Below are 20916 nucleotides of genomic sequence, written 5' to 3' on the forward strand. Positions count from 1 at the left end.
CCAGAGGGGGGAATTTCCGGTCGCTCCCGCTGCAAGGGGCCGGGAGGGATGTGCGAAGGCCGTCCACGAATAGGGCCGGCCATAGATCGCGGTCCGTCGTCCGTTGTCTGCGGTCTTCTGGAAGCGGTCTGCCGTCTGTCGTCCGCTGTCTTCCGAAAGCCGCGTCCCCCCTCCCCGTGTCTCCGTGTCCCCGCGTCTCCCCTCCCCGCGTCCCCCCTCTTCGTGTCCTTCGTACCCTTCGCGCTTCGCGTCCTTCGCACCCTTCGCGCCTTCGTGGTCCAAACCCTCCCCGCGTCCCCGACTCGCCACAATATTTCCACATTTCCCCGATTCCATGCTATAATCCCTGATACCACTTGCCCCCGTGGTGGAATTGGTATACACGGCAGGTTGAGGGCCTGTGCCCGATAGGGCGTGTCCGTTCGAGTCGGACCGGGGGCACCTGAGGAAGAGAACCATGGCACCCCGAGAAAGGTCGTCGCACCGGCACCTTTCTCGTTTTGTTTCCGGGGCCTGAATTCCCCCACCACTGTTTCTCTATTCCACCAACTTGCGGTATCATCCACAACAATCACTTCTTTCACTGAGAGAGGGTCTACGCGAAACTATCGAGTGGTACCGTTCCTTGGCCGATGGATTTGGGAGAAAACAATATGAATCGCTTTGAGCGAAAGCTGGCTGCATCGTCGATAACAATGATGGTTTTTGCGGTTTGCCTCCTGATCGCCTGGGCAAGCGGCCTCGGCCCCGGTGGCTGGTCGATCCCCCCGGTCTCCGCCCAACTGGCACCACATGACGAATTTCCCCATTTCGACGAGGACGAGTGGCACTCCACCCAGATGCACATCCACGGCTGGAGCAACCACAACGCGGGCTCCCAACCTGCTTCCGTTCAGTTGCACACCGACTGGGCCCACGACGCCGGGCTCGACGTGATCTGGTGGAGCGAGTACAACAAGGTCTTTACCCAGGACACCGATTTCACCATCAACCTGCCCGAAGCCACCATCAGCAACACGTTGGATATCCAGATGCCGCCACCACCTGATACCCACATCTACATGATAGGGTGGCAGGTTGGCTGGCTCGCAGCCAGTACCAGCGCCGATGGCTCACAATCGGTGGCGTTGGAAGATGGTTCATTGCGCATGAGTGCCCATGGAGAAGGAACAGATTATTCCTGGCTCACCTATCGCGCCATGCGGAATCCCAGTACCAACCTCAGGGGGCACGGTCTGGTACGCCCGCTGGCCAGCGATCCGGTCCTGGGCCTCGATGTTTCGCTGTGTGTGGACAGCGGCCCGGACGCCTACGCACAGATGGAACTGGGACTCTCCTGGCATGATTACGGCCAGCCCCGATCGCAATCCCTGGTCTATCGTTTCGTTGATCCAGACCAGCCGGCCAGTGTCATCATCGGCACGCACCGGGTTACGACCACGGTGCCCCTCACCGGTACTCATGTGGAACTGCCCCTGCTGGATGGTGTGAGTGTATTACAGGACGGCAACGATAACGCGATTCAGGAGCTCTATTTCTCGGTCGGCGGCCGGGAAGGCGCAGAAAGCTGCATGGAGATCAGCAATTTCAACTTGCATAGCCACCAACCCGATGCGGTGTCCAATGTAGCAGACCATCATGCCACCATATCCGATTACCAGAGTCGTTACCAGGTTGTAGGCCTGGAGGGTTGGGAACAGAATGCCGGTCTCAGACACCTGAATCCCTACTTGCCATCGGATGCCGGCCTGGTGCCGGGATGGGACGATGTCCAGGCCCGGGATTTCGTTCCCCTGATTCATGACAACGGCGGGCTGGTTGCTCTCAATCATCCGTTCGGCGCAACCTATGGCGCTCCGTTGCCCGACGATGAGCAGGAGGCGATTGTCCAGGATCTTCTCGATATCCTGTTGCCGGTCTCGGCCTGGCATGTAGACATCCTCGAAATCTATCGCAATCGGGCCAACATCGATTGGAATCACCACATCCGTTTTTGGGACCTGCTGGCCATCAACCAGGTTCCCCTATGCGGCATTGCGGCCAGCGATCAGCACAGCGGACCGTTTGTTCCGGGAAGAGCCAGCATGGTATCATGGATCGAGGCGACCGAATCCAGCCAGGACGCCATGTTGCACGGCTTGCGGCGCTGCCGGGTCTTTTTTGGCGACCTGGCCCTCTTTGATGGTGCGTTGGATCTTCGGCTTGCAGATACCCTCATGGGTGGCGTCTACCCGGTTCATGACGGGCAGGCCTTGTTGGATGTTCACATCGACCCCTGGCCCGACGATGTCCAGGTTCAATTGGTACAGGTGCTCGAGAGCCCCGGCCGGGATTTGGTCTATCTGCGCGATCACGAGCCAATCTCGGCCGGCCAGCCGGTGTTGATCGACACTGGGCAGCCCAGCTTTGTGCGCATCGAAGTGCGGGATCTTTCGGGTTACCCGATTGTTTTCAGCAACCGGATTTACATTCGGGACATCCAGTGTGATGTGAATGATGACGGCACCGTCAGCATCGCCGATGTCCAGACAGTTGCAGGAATGTTCAATCTGTCGGTGCCCCCGGCCAGCCCGGCCGCCGACCTTCAAAAAGATGGCATCATCGATATTCGTGATGTGATTGTGGCGGCTCAATGTTGGACGGATCACGTTGGTGAGATGAGGTAACAGGTGGCGACAGACAATTCCAAGCCGGCGATGCCGCGCTGGTGGCCAATTGTTGCGCTGGCAGTTCTGATTCTATTCCACGCGGCAGCCAATATGATCTGGCTGTGGCAGGACACCCGAATCCTGTTTGGTGATACAGGCAACCACGCTCGCATCAGCATGAAGATCGCTCACATCCTGAGCGAGCCAGATGTGGGTGTCTTTGGTGGTATCAGTGAGGCCACCACCTTTTGGCCGCCCCTCACTTATCTATTCACCCAGCCCCTCTACCTGATCTTCGGGTTCAACCCCGACGTCTCCGTGGCGACCAATACCGTCCTTCTGGCCCTGTTGATCATTTTGACCTACCTGATCGGCCAGAGGCTCTACAATCAGACGGCCGGAGTCCTGGCCGCGGCCATGGTGTCGTTTTATCCCATCGTCGCCACCATCTCGCGCACCTACTATCTGGATATATCCCTGGCGGTGATGGTCGCGGCTGCTTTCTACCTCCTTCTGAGATCGGAGGCGTTTTCCCAGACAGGTTCCAGCCTTGTTTTTGGCGCGCTTCTCGGCCTGGGTCTCTTGACCAAAAAGACCTTTTTTATCTTCGCCCTGGGTCCCGGCATTGCAGTTGCAATCATGGCCCTGACCGCCGAGAAGGGTAATGGCTGGCGCGACCTGATGGCCTGGCGACCACAGCAACCCATGGGACCTGACGGTGCCAAACTGCTGCGACGCCTGGCCAACCTGGCAGGCGCGGTGGTCCTGGCTCTGATCATCGCCTTGCCCTGGTATCTCGCCCACATGGAGACGATTAGCAGACAGGCGAGTGTCGTCGAAAACGTTGCCAGCGGTGGTTTCCGTGACCGGCCCATATGGTGGTATCTTTCCTGGCTGGACGATATCCTCCTGTTATTGCCGTTCATCCTGTTCATCGTCGGATTTGTCACCGGGCTGCTCGAGTTCCGCCGAAACTGGTTCCCCATCATCTGGATTGTGGTGCCAGGCATTATCTATCCGTTGGTCTCTCGGGGGCATATGCGATACATGATACCGCTCTTGCCCGCCGTTGCGCTGCTGTCGGCCCAATGGATGGTTGGCATTCGCCGTCCCGCGCTGCGGCGAGGCCTGATCGCGCTGACGATCGGTTTCCAGCTGGTCGCTTTTTTCGTGGTAAGCTGGGGTCTGCCTTCCACGTTGCAGGAACGCTATGCAGGACCCGTACAGGACTCCTTCCGCCCATTTAACGTCAAATCGCCAGAAGAAAGGCCGCTAGTCGATCTGGCGGCACCTATCTACTTTCAATTCCCGCCCAAAGCCCATCCCTGGCCTGTTCGACCGATCCTTGATTTCGTTTGGCGTGATATCGAGGCAGGCGCATCCCCTGAAGAGTCACAGCGATTGACACTGCTGTTCAAGCTGGTGGATTTCGGATATTCCTCCTTCTCCTACGAAAATCAGCTGGCCAGGGAACGGGGCCGGCCCGCCGCTCAATCCCTTACCATAGGCGACGTTCCAGGGATAAGGGATTTTGCGCTCATGCTGATGGATCATGATTATTTGATCTTCAACAGCGGTGTGGGCGGTTGGCGGGAAGAAGCGAACCTGATCAACCAGCGCTGGCTGGCCGGCGACCAGGTTCTCAAGGACCGTTTTGCCAGCATCAGCACCATTTCCCTTGGCGACGGAAACGTCGTGGAGGTGCTCAAGCGCACCGGGCCACCAGTCAAACAACTGCCCCCCGATGAACAACGTCGCATACTCGAATACGTACTGGAACTGTCACCTGAGAGCACCCAGGCGCAGAAATTGCTGGCCCGCTTGAACGGAGAGCCAGTGCCCCTGTCTGCCTCGACGCAGCAACAGACAATTGATCCTGCCGTACAGGCTATCCTGAATGACGCGGAATCTCTGCGAGCCGCCGACAACCAGGCCGGGGCCGAGGCAGCGCTATTGGAAGGGCTGCAAACCAGGCCGGATTCCCTGGCACTTTGGCTGGCTTTGGGTGACCTGTATGCGCTGGGCAACAGAGTTCAAGAGGCAGACCAGGCCTTCTCCCAGGCGCTGGAGATTGCTCCGGATGATCCTTCAATCCTGCTGGAGCAAGGAAAACTCTGGGAGGCCATAGCCAAGGCAGGAGATAATCCCGATGCCGGCGATGCATGGGACAAAGCTGCGAACGCGTATCAGCGAGTCATCGAGGTGAATCCAGATGCAGTTCGCGCTTACCTGGGCCTGGCCAAATACCACAGAACTCGCGACGACAACGAGGGGGCTATCGACGTCTACCGCCGGGGGCTGCGGCATATTCCCGACAACCCCTGGCTCAATTTTGGCCTGGGCCAGACCTATTTCGCGATCGATAGGGCTGAGGAGGCCCTGCCTTATTATCAGAAAGCTGTCGAGTTATCGCCTGACAATGGCTCCTATCACTTTCAGGTTGGACGGGCTTCTATCGAATTGAGCAGTTGGGATCAGGCGGCTGATGCCCTTGCCAGAGCACTGGAGCTGGATCCGAATTATGCCGATAACCTGTCCTTCCAATACAACCTCGGTAAGGTACATTTGGGCCTGGAGGATTACCGTAAGGCCGTTAACTCGTTCACCCAGGTGCTCGACGTGAATCCCAGGCATCAGGGGGCCCAGTTTCTGTTGGGCGAAGCCCAGCAGGGTGCTGGTGATGACGCTGAGGCCGCAGCAGCCTATCGGGCGGTCATCACCCAATGGCCCAACTCGACTCTTGGCCAGGAAGCTGCCCGGCGCCTGCAGGGGTTGGAGAACTAACACTACAACACATTTTTATTGAGTCATTCCGTCAAAAGCCAGAGCCAAACGCCCTATGTCGCTACTTCGGATTGCCGGTCTCATCGTCAGCCTCACCCTTTTCGCCTTCGTGCTGGTAGCCAAGCGCGGCAGGCGAATCAGCAACCAGGACGCTCTGCTGGCCTTGTTCATGGCGGCCGGCCTGCTGCTCGTTTCCCTCTTCCCCGATGCCTTCAACACGGTCCTGGGCTGGTTCAGCTTCAACAAGGGGGGCGGCGGGCGACTGATCGGGCTGTTGATCTTTTCCAATTTTCTGCTCTTCCTGCTCTATCTACGCACCCGGGCCGGCATCGCCGAAAACCAGCAGACTCTGAACCGCCTGGTGCAGGCCATGGCACAGGCGGAGTTTCGCCGCCAGTACGGTCAGGAGGGCGGCGCACCGATCGCAGTAATCATCCCAGCCTACAACGAGGCCGAGAACATTGGAAATGTGTTGCAGCGCTTGCCCCAGCAGGTCGGCGGGTTGGATGTGGACGCCATCGTGGTGGTGGATGGCGCCACCGACGATACGACCGACGTGGTGCGCCAGAGTCAGGCCGCGGCCGTCACCCATATCATCAACCGGGGCGGCGGCGCGGCCCTGAAAGCGGGCTACGAATTGGCGCTGGAGCGGGGCGCCGAGATCATCGTCTCCCTGGACGCTGATGGCCAGCATCTGCCGGAGGAAATTCCTCTCCTCGTGGCGCCCATTCTCGACGATCAGGCCGACCTGGTCAACGGCTCCCGCGTGCTGGGCTCCTACGAGAAGGAGAGCGAGGTGCGAGCCCTGGGCGTCGTACTCTTCAACTGGCTGATCAGCGCATTGACTTTGACCCACATCACCGATTGTTCCAACGCCTTTCGAGCCATCAGAGCCGGGGATCTGGCCCGGCTCGACCTGCGCCAGACTCAGTATCACAGCACGGAGATGCTCATCGAGGCATTCAAGAAGGGCTTGCGGGTTATCGAGGTCCCAATCACCGTTCGGCGCCGAGCCAGCGGCGAGAGCAAAAAGGGGCCGACTGTGCGCTACGCATTGGGCTTCACGCGGGCGATTTTCTCCACGTGGCTGCGCTGATGGACAGGCTGCAGAAACGCCCGCACATCCTTCTTGCCAGCCCCGACGCCAGCCTGGAGATGGCCAACCAATCCCCGGTCGGTATGCCCATCGCACCAGACCAGGTAGAGGCGGTACTGAACGGGCTGGGCTATCAGGTTGAATGGTGGTCTCCACCTGCCGCAGGGGTGAATCAAGTGCTAAAAAATGTGCGCTTACTGCGCCATTACTTGCGTACGGCGGATACCGATTTGTTACATCTTTTCCTGTTGAATCCCAGCCTGGCCTGGATATCGGGACTGCTTGTTCGTGCCGGATCGGCACCGGTTCTGACCACCTTTTCGACCCAATGCCACGAAGGTTTTAATTGGCTCCTGCACAATGGATCGCTGGACGCGATGAGTTGGTATATGTTCAAATATGTTGCCTACCATCCGCTCTGGGCCAGGCTCAGCGCAAGGATGCCCAACAGTGCTGCCTTCAGTGTCGCCAGCCAGTTTCAGATCGATCAACTGAAACACCTGGGGTTTCCCGCCGATCGCCTGCATGTTGTGCCGAATACCACTGATATCACGCCCAATGCAATGCCGGCCCAACGTGATTCCAGGCGGTTTCGCATCGGCTTCATGGGGCACTTTACCCCCTCCAAGGGCGTTGATCTGTTGCTGGAAGCATTCGAACAGGTAGCTGGCGAGTTAGACTCGTCAGAGCTGATGTTGGCATGGAGCGGGCGTGGAGATAGTGGCGCAGTGCGCCAGGCCATCCAACGCAGTCGCTACGCTGACTGCATCAGGCTGTGGGGCAGAGTCGACAGGGTTCAATTCCTGCGTGGCCTCGATCTGCTGGTTCAGCCTTATCGACACCTGGTTGGTACACAGCTTTTCCCGAATACCTTGCTCGAGGCAGTCACCGTTGGGGTGCCCCTGGTAACCTCCGATATCCGCCCTCTCGATGAGTTACCGGGTGGCGAGGCTGCCTCCCTGGTGCGGCCCGGCGATCCTGCGGCCGTCGCTCAGGCTATTTTGGCACTGGCTGATGATCCAGCGGCGCGGCTCAGGCAACTGGCTAACCAACAGAAGGTCGCCCGACGTTGCTCGCCGACCGTGGTGGCTGCAGCTTTTCATCAGATTTATCAACAGCTTTTGACCAGGAGAAGATAATGGTTCAGCGAGCCTACCAGGGCGAGTTGGCCGCTCGCTACGATGCCCGGCGCTTTCGTGGCGCCGGCGGTCGCTACGTCAATATGCGGGAGTTGGACACCGTTCTGGCCTCTCTTCCCTCAGGAACGAGAACGGTCCTCGACGTGCCCACAGGGACTGGACGCGTCGCCCTGACCCTGGCCGGGCAGGGCTTCGATGTCACCAGCATCGATCTTTCCCAGGATATGCTGGCACTTGTCGGCAGCAGTGAAAGTGGTCCAAACGCGCCGATCCTGGTCCAGGCTGACGCCTCGGTCTTACCCCTGCTGCCATATAGTTTCGACGCCTGTGTTTGCCTGCGCTTCATCCACTTCTTTGGGCCCGACAGGCAGGATCAAGTGGCCAGGTTGCTGCGTGAACTGGCTCGCGTCGTCAAACCGGGCGGCACACTTATCGTGGATACCAACCGCCGGAGCCCTCGGCATCTGGGTTTCGCCGGAAGGCAACTGTCCACGGTCCATTATCACCGGGATTCCGATTTTGCCGAACTCCTGGTGCAGGCTGGGCTGGAGATCACCCAGCGGCACGAGATGTTTTTCCTGGCACCGATGTTGTACAATCGTTTGCCAGAGTTGATGGTACGGCTGCTGGAGCAGGGAGAATTAGCCTTGCCTTCCAACTGGCGGGTGCGAGTTTTCTGGATATGTCGCAAGACAACGAACACACGGTAGATGCCGACCTAAGGTCCGGGCGCCGGCGGCGCTGGACTCGCCTGCTGGCAGCGATGGCTATGTCGGCCATTCTGGTCGCCCTGTTATCGCGCCAGACCTCCCTGGGCGAGATCGCAGTCGTCCTGGCATCCAGCGACCGGCGACTGATCCTGCTGGGCTTTGCCATCTATGCGGTGGCCAACTGGTTCAAAGGCCTGCGCTTCCGCCTGGCCACGTCGACCGACCGACCCGTCACCAGACTGGATGTCTACGAAACCACTTGCCTGTACAACATGGCGACCGGCCTGCTGCCCTTCGGCGCTGGCGAGATTTCCTATCCCTATCTCATGCGTCGTTGGCATGACGTGGGCATCAGCCAGAGTACCCCGGCGCTGGTGGTTACCCGTCTCTTCGATTTGATCATGGTCAGCCTGATCTTCCTGGTCTCCGCGCTGGTCATTCGCCAGCAATTGGCCATGTCGTCACAATTGATCTTCGTTGCCCTGGTGGTGCTGGCCGCAGCTATCGTCGCCTTGATTCTGGCGCCGTGGATGGGCGACCGATTGTTGAAAATCCTTGAAAGTCTCCACACGCGTTGGTCGCCCGAACGCCTTCGGCAAGGGGGTAACCGGGTCCTTGCTGCGGGCCATCGCTTTATCGATAACCTGCGCCAGATCAGCAACATTGGCCAGGTCGCCGCCATCGGTTTCTATTCATTCCTGATCTGGGGCATCAGTTATCTGGTATTTCTGGTCGTCATTCAGGCGTTGGGCTACGATTTCAACTACTGGATGGCCGCTTTTTGCGCTTCACTGGCGCTCATGACCAATTTGCTGCCGATCCAGGGCATTGCCGGACTCGGTGTTAGGGAAGTAGGCTGGATACTGGGATTGACCGCCCTCGGGTTTTCCACGGCTGAAGCAACCACGCTGGCTTTCAGCATCCATGCCGTGACGTTGAGCTACCTGATTTTGTTGGGACTGCTGGCGGGCCTGACTTCGACAGTTCGTCGCAGCATCCGCCGCCAGGAAGGAATCGCATGACCGGGAAAGAGCAGCAACCTTCACAGGCCACGTTCCTGGAGCAATCCGCCTGGACCAGCCGTTGGCGCATCTTTGCCAGGCCCCGGCGGCTCCTAAACAAGCTTCTCGGTCACTGGGCCCGCCACAGCGTGTGGGTCACGCCTCGAATGAGAGCTGGCATCCACGCCTGGCGTGGCGTCGATTTTGTCGATCATCGTCGGGTGTTCATCGGCGATAACGTGGTATTTGACCAACTTCACCCGGAAAGAATCCATATCGGCGTCAATGTGAAGATCACCGACGGTGCCAAGATATTAACACATTTCTACGACCCCGCTTACAACGAGCATGCCATGTGGGTCGGGGATGTCGTGATCGAGGATGATGTCTTCATCGGCATGAACGCGATCATCGCTGCAGCGGTGAGCATCGGCCGCGGGGCGGTGGTGGGCACTGGTGCCGTGGTGACGCAAGACATCCCCGCCGGCGCCATCGCCGGCGGGGTCCCGGCCCGCATCATCGGCCAGCGCGGCGACAAATCGCTGCCGGAAGAGATTAGCGGTGCCTGGAGCGCCTGAGCAACCCTACCCGATCTGGCAGGCCTGCCGTGCCCATCGACGATACCGGCTCCCCTCACGAACTTAACAAGGATGTACCGGAGCACGATGAACACTGACAGACGCAGATCAATCCAAGAAAGATCAGCGTGAATCTGCGCCGAAGGTCTGCGTAAATCAGCGGTGAAGAGAGAAAAAAACATTACCGCAGATAACTGCCGATAAACGCTGATCAGAGAGCAGAGAAGATCAGCGAGAATCTGCGCCGAAGGTCTGCGTAAATCAGCGTTCCTCCGGCTTGTCCAGGTTAGGAGACACGGAGGGATCATTCGTGCTGCAAGAGAAACTCAGTGACCCTTCGGCAAGCTCAGGACAGCTTTCAGCATGATATAACCGAGTTTCCTCAGGGGAATTGTCGAAGCGGCCCGCAGAAGCTTTGCGACGCAATCGGTGTTGGCGTATAATTGTTGTTCGTGAATGAGGCGTGGAAGCCACAGGTGTCGGTGCCAGAAGGTATTGCGGAATCGACGACTCGCTTTCGGCATCTGGAATCGGTACCTATCGGAGCGTTTGACGCTCCATGATATTTTGTCCCATATCAAAGCCTGGCACTGGCCCGGCAAAAAGGAGCAAGAAGTGAAAGTATTCATTGCGGGAATGGATGGCTATCTTGGTTGGACCCTGGCCCAGTACCTGACCGCCCGCGGCCATCAGGTCGCCGGCGTTGACGCCTACTTCCGCCGCCAATGGGTGGCGGAGATGGACAGCCACAGCGCCACGCCGATTGCAGACATGCCCGATCGTCTGCATGCCTTCGAGGAACGATGGGGCGAAGCGCCTTATTACAAAACCGGTGACCTGACCGATTGGAATCTGGTCAAGGGCATCTTCGAGGACTTCCAGCCGGAGGCCATCGTACACCTGGGCGAGTGCCCCTCGGCGCCCTATTCGATGATCGATGTCCAGCACGCCACCTGGGTACAGGTAAACAACATCGTGGGCACCTTCAACATCCTCTTCGCCATGCATGACATCACACCTGACGCCCACCTGGTCAAGCTGGGCACCATGGGTGAGTACGGCACGCCCAATGTGGACATTCCCGAGGGCTTCTTCGACATCGAGTTCCGCGGCCGCAAGGATAGGCTGCCCTTCCCCCGCCAGGCCGGCTCCTGGTATCACTGGAGCAAGGTCCACGGCAGCAACAACATCATGTTCGCCTGCAAGATCTGGAACCTGCGCAGCACCGACATCATGCAGGGCGTGGTCTACGGCACGCGCATCGACGAGATGGGGGATGACGAGCGCCTGCTGACCCGGCTCGATTTCGACCAGAGCTTCGGTACCGCCATCAACCGCTTCTGCTGCCAGTCGGTCATCGGCGAGCCCATGACCCCCTTCGGCATCGGCCATCAGAAGCGCGGTTTCCTGCCGTTAAGGGACTCGATGCAATGCATGACCCTCGCCATCGAAAATCCGCCGGAGGCCGGCGAATATCGGGTATTCAACCAGTTCGAGGAGACCTATGACGTCACCGAATTGGCTCTGAAGGTGCAAAAGGTATCGCGTGAGCTGGGCCTTGACGGCCAGATTCGCAACATCGAGAACCCGCGCATGGAGATGGAAGAGCACTACTACGAGCCCGACCACCAACATCTGCTCGACCTGGGCTACCAACCCACCCACGATATGGAAGCGGAGCTGCGCGTGATGCTGGGCGACCTGATCACCTATAGCGACCGTATCGAGGCGGTCAAGGATGTATTGATTCCAGATATTCGATGGGATGGCACGCGGCGCAAATCGCGATGGTTGAATGAAGAATAGCGAGGGAGCCGACGTGTTTTCCTGAATGTCTCGGTTCGCTGGCAGACGCGCGGGAGGAAGACATGATTACCGGACGGTTGACGCTACAATTCCTGATGGCCAGCCTTATGTTGTGGATCAGTTTGGCACCGGTACTGCGCGCCCAGGTTGGTACCCGCAAGGCAACCAACACCAGGGCGAACATCGTGCTTCTCCTGACCGATGACCAGGACCTTCGGTTGGGAAGCTTGGATGTGATGCCCCGCCTGGAGGATCTGATTGCCAACCAGGGCATGACCTTTGCCAACGCATTTGTGCCGATCTCATTGTGTTGTCCTGCACGGGTATCTCTGCTCACCGGACAGTATGCCCACAATCACCAGAACTACTACAATCTTCCCCCTTTGGGAGGTTTCCAGAAATTTCATGACAATGGTCAGGAAGAGACCACAATCGCAGTCACCCTGGAAGATGCCGGCTACCAGACGGCACTGATAGGGAAATATCTGAATAACTATCCCACCATTCCTCCACTGACTCCATCAGAAATCGCAGGTATGGACGACTTTCGACGCGGGCAACTGCGGTCGCTGCAGGCGGTCGATGAGTTAGTGGAAAGCGTCGTTTTAACCCTCCAGGATGCCGGTCAGTTGGAAAACACCTACATCTTCTTCGCATCAGACAACGGTCTGCACATGGGGCAACATCGCTATCAAGTCGGAAAGGGCACTCCCTATGCAGAGGATCTTCAGATTCCCCTGCTGGTAAGAGGTCCAGGTGTTGCGCCGGGAACCAGCGACGGTCGCCTCGCCGCACTTATCGATCTTGCGCCCACTTTTGCGGAGATAGCGGAAACGTCACCCCTGGTGCCCAGCGACGGTCGTTCGTTGCTGCCCCTCATGCTTGGCGGAACGCCTCCTGATGGCTGGCGCCAGGCAATCTTGTTCGAACACTGGCGTCCCGAGTCGAATGCGGCGGCCTTCCCTAATTTTGGCAGCGTGATTCCCGAAGCTCTCACCCACCGATCTATCGGTTCGGATCCGCCGGTACCGGATTTCACCGGCTTGCGCACAGAATCGTACAAATATATCTCCCGCATTGGCCCCGCCCGCGAGTTGTACGACATGGTATCCGATCCCTACGAAATATACAACCAGTACGATGATGCGGATCTGACTTTCAAGAACCAACTCTCCTCCTGGTTGAATGCGTATTTCGTCTGCGCGGGGTCGGGCTGTCAGGAGATAGACAGTGCTCAGCCCCCACCATGGGCGCTGCTCTACCATCGAGCTGATATCAACCGCGATGGCAACGTCGATGTCAGCGATGTTACATTGGCTGCTGCATGTTGGAAACAGTATGAACCAGGCATCTGCGGTGATCGCATGGATCTGGACTACGATGCCGATATCGATGTCGTCGATGTCCAGCGTGTGGCTGCGGCCTGGAACTCTTAAACGGGAACCGGAAAATCTTTGCGACCGCTTGGGTTCTGGCGTATAATGACGGCCAGGCTGCCCGCGCAGCTATTCATCTTGTTCGTCTGAACAGCGGCATGAACCCATCCAATCACACAATAACGCAGCCCAAGGACAAAACCCGCGGGCTGCGGTCCTTTTCCCTGGCAAGCGTCGCCCTCGCGCTGCTCTGGTTGTTCCACGCCGTCAGTGCTGTCGCCTGGCTGCGCCTGGACAACCGCTTTCCCATTGGCGAGACAGCCCTGCACCTGACCCGCGCCTTTCGGGTGGCCGATGCAGTAGCCCATCCTTCCCTGGATCTGGTTAGCCGCCTGGCACAGGCCGCCGACGGCCAACCACCCTTCTACTACCTGGTCACCTCCCCGCTGATCTGGCTCTTCGGACCAGGCGCCGACGGCGCGACCCTGATCAATCTGGCTTTTCTGGCCCTCCTGCTGGCCGGCACCTTCGGCATTGCCCTTAGGCTGCTGGGACTGATTGGCTCACCCACCGGTGATGATCCTGCCCGGGAAATCTCGGGCCTGCTAACCGCCACGCTGCTCAGCCTGTTCCCCCTGGTCTTCACCTACACCCGGGTCTACAACCCAGCCCTGGCCCTGGCCGCGATGGTAGTCCTGTCCATCTGGTTCCTCTTGCTCACAGACCGATTTCGCAGGCGGCGCTATGCCGTCGCCTTTGGCCTTTCAGTTGCGGCCGGCATGCTGACCGCCAACCTGTTCTGGGTATTCCTGATCGGCCCAACGACCATTGTGATCATCCAGACGCTGCGCCAGCCGGCGGCGGAAACCTCCCAGCGCCGCCGCAGCCGCAACGCCATCCAACGTTCGATCCATCGTTTGCCCCTGAAGGCCAGCCAGTGGAACGGCCTGTTCGCTCTTCTGCTCTCCCTGCTCTTTGTGCCCTATTATCTCACCGCCGGGGTACCGCTGCTGCCGCAACAGGGCTCCGGGTTTCTCTCCACACTCAGTCATCTGGACGATGCCATGGGCGGTTTTTTCCTGCTGTTACTGATCCTGGGACTGGTCTATGCCCTGTGGCAGGCCATACGCCCGGCCCACGCCGGTATCAGATTGGCATTTGCCCTGCCCTTGAGCTGGTTTCTCCTGGGTTACCTGATCCCGGCAGCCGCCGCTAACGAGGCGGCACAGGGGCCTGACGCAGGCCAGATCCTTGCGCTGTTGCCTGCTGCTGCTTTTCTGAGTGTCGTCTGGTGGCGAGACCTGCCCCGGGTCCTGAGAAAGCCTCAAGCCATGGCGCGCCGCTGGTCGAGAGTCGCGACCGGCATTGCCATCGTCATGCTGGCGGTGGGAACGATCAACTTCGCCATCATCAGCTGGGGCGTGTCCTCCCAGGCGGCTTCCCTGTTGGGTCCAACCGCGGCAGCGTCAGGCTCAGCGCTTCCGTTGAGCGACGACGCGCCCCTGATCTCGCCGGGCCGCGCGCTGGTTCAGCAACACCCACCGCAACGGGTCAAGTGGCTGGTCGCCACCACCGGCGACTACATCGACCGTCAGTGCCCGCGAGGCAGTAGTTGCTCAGTGATGGTTCTGCCCTGCCTCAACAGCTTCTCCGACGAAACCTTCGCGTTTTACGCGACGCGCGAAGGTCTCGAAGACCGGATCACCTTCCAATCGCTGGGGGCCGATGATGATTACTATTACCAGCTCTTGAACTCCGACTATATCATCGGTAAAACCGGCGACATGGGTTGTCAGGTCGATACCGGGATCGACGATCCCAACCGGAAGGCTGCGGCAGACAACTTCAACACCCTGATCGAAACAATCGACTCGTCACAGGCCTTCGACGACCGGTTCCAGATCAAACGTCGATTCGAGCCCCTGCCCGATGGGTCGACGGTCTGGATCATGCAACAGGTCGCCCGGCCCTTCGAATTGATGGATCTGGACCAGCAGCTTCTCCTTCTGGACCACATCCTCCAGATCACGCCGCAAAGCGAGCTCGCCCGCGCCCAGTGGCTCCAAACTATTGCCCAGCTGCCCGACGATGTCCAGGCCGTTGAACGCTGGCAACACACCCTCGATCGTTTACCCGACTTCCTTGCCGGCCATGTGGCGCTGGCCGATCTCTACCTGGAACAGCACCGCTACCAGGATGCTATCGACCAGTACCAGCTGGCCATCGATCTGTCCGATGAGCGCGACCCGGTCCGGCACCGCAGTCTTCTCGGCCAGGCAGCTGCGTTCGATGGTCTTCAACAGCCACTGGACGCACTGGCTGCCTACGAAGAGGCCAACCGCGTTTTACGGGACGATTACGACACGCTGATCGAACAGGGTCGCTTCCTGATCGATCAGCAGCGCATTTCCCAGGCCATCGATACCTTGACCAGGGCAAGGAGGCTGGAACCCGGGCGACTGGAGGCTCACCTGGAGTTGGCCAGAGCCGATCTGGTCCAGGAGAAGGTCGACGCAGCCGAAGAACACCTCCAGCAGGCCCGCAAAATCGATCCCCGCTCCCCTGAACCGCTGCGAGTACAGGCCGCGGCCCTGCAGGGCTTCGGTGACCCGGATGGCGCCCTTGCGCTCTACCAACAGGCGATCGAGTTGGCTCCGGAGGAGGTTCCGGCCTACGCAGACTCCATCAATCACCTGCTGACCCTGAATCGACCTGAAGAAACGCTCGAACTGGCTCAGAGGCTGGTTGAAACCTTGCCCAACGCGGCCGAGGCGCTCCTGGTTGCCGCGCATGCATTCGATTCATTGGGCATGGCGGACGATGCCATCGATCTCTTCCAGGCGGTCATCGAACTACTGCCAGACAACGCGGCCGCGCGCCTGTCGTTGGTCCAAACCCTGATTAAAATAGGCCGATACGAGCAGGCCCGGGAGGTTATCGATGCCGGAGTTGCCCTGGGTATTGGCCGATCTGAGATGCTCGGCGCCACAGCCGACCTGATGGTCGCAGCGGGCGACCGCGACGCCGCCATCGAGACTTATCTGGCCGCTCTGACAGCCAATCCTGCCTACTGGCCCGCAGCCCACAATCTGGGCCGGCTCTATATGAAAAAAGAGCAACCGGCGCTGGCCTTGAAGATCGCCATAGAGATGGCCAACCTCCGGCCGGACGTCTACCAGATACGGGTGCTGGCTGGCGACGCATATCGCACGTTGGGTCAGCTTGCCGAAGCACTGCAATCTTTCCGGGCTGCCGAGGCCCTGGCGCCCGAAGTATCACTGGTCCACGGTCTGATCGGCCAGACCCTTTACGATCTTGGCGACAATCAACGGGCTGAACCGAGCCTTCTCACCGCCGCCCGGCTTGACCTCGACAACCTGGACGCGCAATTGACCCTGGGGCAAGTCACGTTGAATCTGGCGGTCCAGGAGAGCGGTGGAGAGGTCTCGACGGACGATAGCCGGTTTGCCCAGGCGGAGCAGGCATTTAACGCAGTGCTGGCGGGTGATCCCGAAAATCTGACGACCCTCATTGGCCTTGGCGATCTCAATGTGGCCTTTGCTCAGCTCGGCGAAGCTGCCCGTTACTACCAGGAGGCGCTCCTGCTGGCGCCTGGCCTGAAAGATGTGCAGCAGGCGCTGATTGACAGTTATCTATCGCTGGGCAACACCGAATCTCTGATCGTCTTTGCCGAATCTCTTCTGAGCGACCATCCTGATGATGTGGTCGTGCTGACCTTCCTGGGTGAGGCGCTGATCGCCGCGGGACAGCCGAATACCGCCGTCGACGCCTTCGATCTGTTCCTGTCCAGGCATCCCGACAACCTGGATGCAATGCTGGCCGAAGCCCACACCCTGGCCAACAGCGGTCTCACCGAACAGGCCCTGGCCGCCTTCGATCGCATCACGCGCCGGCGACCGGCCCTGGCCCTGGCCCATGTCGGCCGGGGAGACACGCTGGCAACCCTGAATCGCCTGGCCGATGCCGAAACAGCCTATCGCCTGGCCATCGAGAAGATCGCAGATGCAACCGTTGAAAAGGAAACATTGGCATCGGCCAACCTGGGGCTGGCACGGGTTCTACTGAACCAGGGGCATATCGAGGATGCCCATCGAATTGCCCGGGAACTGGTCGACGGGCAGACAGCTCGCCCCGAAACCCGCGTACTGCTTGGCGACACCTTCCAGGCGTTGGGGCAGCCGCTCGATGCCCTGGCTGAGTATGAAAGGGCTCTCGACCTGGCGTACAATGATGGGCCGGCTAACCGCCAGATGGCTCACCGTATGCTCGAAACCGGGGATCTGGCCGACGCCCGGCTGGCTTACGAAAAAGCCCTGGAAGCCAACCCATCGGACGTCGCAAGCCTGATCGGCCTGGCAAAGGTATTGAATCGAGAAAGCGGGACCGCTGTTTCGTTGGCGCAGGATGAGCGCATTGAGCTGCAGCGGGCGAAGCAGTTGCTGGAAAGAGCGCTGGCACTTGCGCCCGGCAATCTGCACGCCCAGAGAGAACTGGGGGACACACTTCTGGCCCTGGGCGATGCCGGTAGAGCGATTGAACTTTTCCAGGCGTTGCTGCTGAATCAGCCTACCCACCCGTCGGCAGGCCACAGCCTCAGACATGCCCTGGCTGCCGCCCAGGATGCTGAAGCAATATTGACTGGCTATGAAGAGCTCATCGCGGGCGCCGGAGATGGCAAGGTCGGTGAGGAGGCTGGCTTCGCCCTTGCCATGGCGTACCGCAGCCTCGACCGGCAGGATGACGCACGGGAGACCCTGACAACTCTGCTCGAGACCAACCCTGATGAAAGCAAGCTTCACCTGGCGCTGGCAGAGTTGCTGCTGGCTGATCATCAGCTGCAGGAAGCCCAGAGTCATCTGCAAAGAGCCGTCGACATTGATCCGGCCGACGCCCGCGCCGTTCAGCGACTGGGGAGATTTCACCTGGACACCGGCCAGTTGGAAAAGGCCTCGGCGCTGGCGGACAACCTTATGGAAAACCAGCCGGAATCAGCCTATGGATTCTTGCTTGCTGGCCAGAGTGCCCAGGCCAATCAGGATGAGGCAGAGGCGCTGCTCGCCTTTCGCCGTGCCGGCGGCCTGGCTCCGGACGACAGTTTCATGCAGACGCAGGTCGGGGAGGGCTATTTGCGGGCCGATCGCCAGGAAAACGCCAGGACTTCCTACCAATCGGGTGTTGCCGCCGACCGCCGCAATCCCGATGCATTGATCGGGTTGGCCAGGATCGAGTCTGCTCAGGGCCATCCCGGTATCGCGCTTGACTTGCTGCAGCAGGCACTCACTCTCGATCCCGGCTATCGGGCTTCTCAAGCTGCTTTAGGCGGTTTTCTGCTGGACTCCGGACGTGCCGATGAGGCCATTCCATACCTGAAAAGTGCGCTGGAGAAGGAACTGGAAGCCTATACGACCGGGGAACTGCGCGCCCTGGCCAGGACGAGTGCTGTGCCCCGTGGCCTGGCTCGAGCCTATCTGGCGACTGGTCACAGGGATGAAGGATTGGCGCTGCTTCAGAAAACTCTGGATCCTGAAAGGGAGCAACTTCCCTTGATTGTGGCGGAATCATTGCTGGCGGTTGGCCAGATCGAGCAAGCAATCGATGCCTATCAGGAGTTAGTCGCAGCCCAACCCGATGATGCCGGTCCACTTATCGAATTGGCTCAGGCCTACAGCCAGATTGCAGACTTCGACTCTGCGCTTGATGCCTATCAACAAGCCTCAGCCATCGATCCTGATGATTTCCGAACCTATCTTCGCCAAGGTGCCGTACTGATGGCATTGGACAGAAGCGCCGAGGCGATTCCCATCTTCGAAAATGCCGTCGCTCTGCTGGAATTGATCCCGGACGTGGTCGGGCGGACCGGTCCCGGCAGCGACGGCGAGTCCGGGGACCTGCAACTGTGGCAGGCCTGGACTGAACTGGCTCGCGCTTATTCAGAGACTGGCAGGCCACAAAAGGCTCTCGAAACCAACCTGGCCATCGCAGAAATCCGGCCTGACCTCTACGAGATCCAGGTCCTGATCGGTGACAATTACCGGGATCTGGCTGAACCAGGGCAGGCGTTGGCAGCCTACGACGAGGCGATCAGGCTCTCCAGCGGCGCTGCCATGCCCTATAGCCGTCAGGGCTATATCTATCTGGCACAACCTGGCCAGTCGCAAGCCGCCGAGACTGCCTTTATGACAGCCCTTGATCTGGATGCGGCCCACGCTGCTGCTCTGGAAGGACTGGCACGTCTCTACGCCCAGACAGGCCCAGATGGAAGTAACCTGGATTTCCTCAAGGCTGAAGCCCGATTCCGGCAGGCCATTGAGCTGGAATCTGAAAACCCAGATATCCGGATTGGCCTCGCTGATCTATATGCAAGTTTCGACCGCCACAGCGAGGCTGCTGCCCTCTACAGGTCTGCGCTGGAGATTGCTCCCCGCCTGAGCGAGGTTCGCCAGAAACTGGCGGAAAGTCTGCTGAGCTCTGGCATGGTGGAGGAGGCCAAACAGGAGCTTCTGCAACTGGCGTCAGAGTTGCCCGACAAGCCAGGCGCGTGGATCAACCTGGCCCAGATCTACCGCAGCCAGGGCGACTTCGAAAGGGCCGAAGAGGCTTATCTCGAAGTCATGACACGCAAGCCCGGCGATCACAAGCTTAAGATCGCCCTGGGAGATCTGTACCTGACGAAAGGAGAAATCAGCAGGGCGGAAGCCCTCTACCGGGAAGTAATCGAAGGCATCGAACCCGATGATCGTTCCGATGAAGCCATGAGCGTTCTGGGGCAGGCACAGAATCAGTTGGGCAAAGCCTTGCTTCGCTTAGGACAGACCGACGATGCCGTTACAGTCGCCGAAACGCTGATCGACCAGCAACCCGCGTCCTACCGGGGCTATGGCCTGTTGAGTGATATCTACGGGGGCCAGAACAATCTGGTTGATGCGATGGAGATTCTTGAATCAGGCCTATCCATTGTGAACGACAGGATCCCGTTGGGTCTGAGATTGGGCAATTATCTGCTTCGCCTGGATCGGCCTGAGGATGCCCAGGAGCTCTTCGAACAATTGATCGATGAATCACCTCAGGTAGTTGACGCCCACATCGGTCTGGCCCAATCCCATATGGCGCAGGCGTCCGAACTCAGAACACTGCGTTTTGATTTTGCCGATACTGCACTGCGAAATGCGCTGCTCCTTGATCCCGACTCGGTTGCCGCCCATACAGCCATGGGCGATCTGATGATGCTCTACGAGCACCCGAAAAGGGCCGCCGACGCCTACAAGACCGCTCTTGACATGCGGACCTCGACTGCTGGCGACAGCGCCCTGCGCCTCAAACTGGCTGAGGCCTACGCTGCCTCCGATCAGTGGCAGGCTGCCCTGCAGGAATACCAACGAGTTGCCATCGCCAACCCCGAAGAGGTGGGCCTGCAGATGACCCTGGGCAACGCGTTTACAGCCTCGGGAAGGATCGACCAGGCCCTGGAGCAGTTCCGGTTGGTCAACCGGATCGCACCCGATTTCCCTTTCGCCTACATCAAGCAGGCTGAAGTCCTTGACTCCTTGGGCGAGTCGGCACAAGCATTGGCAGCTTACCAGGCTGCCGTTGCCGCAGCACCCGATAGCGCCGACGCATACTTCACGCTGGCGACCGCCTACCGGGCTCGGGATATGATCGATGAGGCCATCGCATCCCTGGAAAGAGGATTGGCAATCGATCCAGACCGCGAGGCACCGCGCCAGGTTTTGGAGGTTCTCAAAGCTGAACGATAAACT

At 59.3% G+C, this 20916-nt stretch carries 10 protein-coding genes and 1 tRNA gene; all 11 read left to right on the forward strand.

The window, feature by feature from the left end:
* Positions 1–358 precede the first annotated feature (358 nt).
* The 11 genes from U9R25_13955 to U9R25_14005 all read left to right on the forward strand — a co-directional run bounded on the left by U9R25_13955 (position 359) and on the right by U9R25_14005 (position 20913).
* Positions 359–441 (forward strand) — tRNA-Leu (locus U9R25_13955).
* Between the two features lie 212 nt (positions 442–653).
* A complete protein-coding gene (locus tag U9R25_13960; protein MEA3337011.1) occupies positions 654–2666 on the forward strand; it encodes a hypothetical protein in 2013 nt (670 codons plus the stop codon).
* A 3-nt stretch (positions 2667–2669) separates the two neighbouring features.
* Positions 2670–5432: a tetratricopeptide repeat protein gene (locus tag U9R25_13965; protein MEA3337012.1), complete on the forward strand. Its 2763-nt coding sequence runs from the start codon at positions 2670–2672 to the stop codon at positions 5430–5432.
* A gap of 55 nt (positions 5433–5487) precedes the next feature.
* Positions 5488–6528, forward strand: a complete 1041-nt coding sequence (locus U9R25_13970; protein ID MEA3337013.1) for a DUF2304 family protein — start codon at positions 5488–5490, stop codon at positions 6526–6528.
* Positions 6528–7667, forward strand: a complete 1140-nt coding sequence (locus U9R25_13975; protein MEA3337014.1) for a glycosyltransferase family 4 protein — start codon at positions 6528–6530, stop codon at positions 7665–7667. Before U9R25_13970 ends, U9R25_13975 begins: the two co-directional genes overlap by 1 nt.
* The gene (locus U9R25_13980) at positions 7667–8377 is read left to right on the forward strand and encodes a class I SAM-dependent methyltransferase (protein MEA3337015.1); all 711 of its coding nucleotides are present in this window, start codon (positions 7667–7669) and stop codon (positions 8375–8377) included. The genes U9R25_13975 and U9R25_13980 overlap by 1 nt, the downstream gene beginning before the upstream one ends.
* The gene (locus U9R25_13985; GenBank protein ID MEA3337016.1) at positions 8350–9399 is read left to right on the forward strand and encodes a lysylphosphatidylglycerol synthase transmembrane domain-containing protein; all 1050 of its coding nucleotides are present in this window, start codon (positions 8350–8352) and stop codon (positions 9397–9399) included. The genes U9R25_13980 and U9R25_13985 overlap by 28 nt, the downstream gene beginning before the upstream one ends.
* A complete protein-coding gene (locus U9R25_13990; protein MEA3337017.1) occupies positions 9396–9956 on the forward strand; it encodes an acyltransferase in 561 nt (186 codons plus the stop codon). The genes U9R25_13985 and U9R25_13990 overlap by 4 nt, the downstream gene beginning before the upstream one ends.
* Before the next feature lie 615 nt (positions 9957–10571).
* Entirely contained in the window at positions 10572–11762 is a 1191-nt protein-coding gene (locus U9R25_13995) for an NAD-dependent epimerase/dehydratase family protein (GenBank protein MEA3337018.1), read from the forward strand.
* Between the two features lie 62 nt (positions 11763–11824).
* Complete coding sequence (locus tag U9R25_14000) at positions 11825–13198, forward strand: sulfatase-like hydrolase/transferase (protein ID MEA3337019.1); 1374 nt, start codon at positions 11825–11827, stop codon at positions 13196–13198.
* A gap of 98 nt (positions 13199–13296) precedes the next feature.
* Positions 13297–20913, forward strand: a complete 7617-nt coding sequence (locus U9R25_14005) for a tetratricopeptide repeat protein (protein ID MEA3337020.1) — start codon at positions 13297–13299, stop codon at positions 20911–20913.
* The last annotated feature ends 3 nt before the right edge of the window (positions 20914–20916 follow it).

This window comes from Chloroflexota bacterium, from assembly GCA_034717495.1.
Classification (GTDB): Bacteria; Chloroflexota; Anaerolineae; order JAAEKA01; family JAAEKA01; genus JAYELL01.

Coding starts and splice junctions, on each gene's coding strand:
- U9R25_13960 (MEA3337011.1), top strand. CDS start 654: ATGAATCGCTTTGAGCGAAAGCTGGCTGCATCGTCGATAACAATGATG.
- U9R25_13980 (MEA3337015.1), top strand. CDS start 7,667: ATGGTTCAGCGAGCCTACCAGGGCGAGTTGGCCGCTCGCTACGATGCC.
- U9R25_13985 (MEA3337016.1), top strand. CDS start 8,350: ATGTCGCAAGACAACGAACACACGGTAGATGCCGACCTAAGGTCCGGG.
- U9R25_14000 (MEA3337019.1), top strand. CDS start 11,825: ATGATTACCGGACGGTTGACGCTACAATTCCTGATGGCCAGCCTTATG.
- U9R25_14005 (MEA3337020.1), top strand. CDS start 13,297: ATGAACCCATCCAATCACACAATAACGCAGCCCAAGGACAAAACCCGC.
- U9R25_13970 (MEA3337013.1), top strand. CDS start 5,488: ATGTCGCTACTTCGGATTGCCGGTCTCATCGTCAGCCTCACCCTTTTC.
- U9R25_13990 (MEA3337017.1), top strand. CDS start 9,396: ATGACCGGGAAAGAGCAGCAACCTTCACAGGCCACGTTCCTGGAGCAA.
- U9R25_13975 (MEA3337014.1), top strand. CDS start 6,528: ATGGACAGGCTGCAGAAACGCCCGCACATCCTTCTTGCCAGCCCCGAC.